Origin of the sequence: Methylobacterium organophilum (assembly GCF_022179465.1) — a bacterium.
In the GTDB taxonomy this organism is placed as follows: Bacteria; Pseudomonadota; Alphaproteobacteria; order Rhizobiales; family Beijerinckiaceae; genus Methylobacterium; species Methylobacterium organophilum.
In genome coordinates this window covers 1-209 of the sequence record NZ_BPQV01000108.1, presented here as the reverse complement: position 1 = coordinate 209, position 209 = coordinate 1, and the positions used below count along the sequence as shown (strand labels likewise).

Below are 209 nucleotides of genomic sequence, written 5' to 3'. Positions count from 1 at the left end.
GCACCCTCCTCAACGTGATCTCCGGCCTCCTCCGCCCCGATTCCGGAAGGGTCCTCCTCCTGGGGGAAGACGTCACCCACCTCCCCCCCGAGGCCCGCACCCACCGGGGGCTGGGCCGGGCCTTCCAGATCGTGGAGCCCTTGCCCGAGCTTTCCGTGCGGGAGAACCTCCTGGTGGGGGCCCTCTTCGGCAAGCCAAGGTCCTCCAAG

Annotated in this window: 1 protein-coding gene; it reads left to right on the top strand. The window is 70.3% G+C overall.

Annotation, left to right across the window (positions count from 1 at the left end):
• Nucleotides 1-209, top strand: a 209-nt coding sequence (locus MFF21_RS23920; RefSeq protein ID WP_238315072.1) for an ATP-binding cassette domain-containing protein, incomplete at both ends; no start/stop codon positions are given.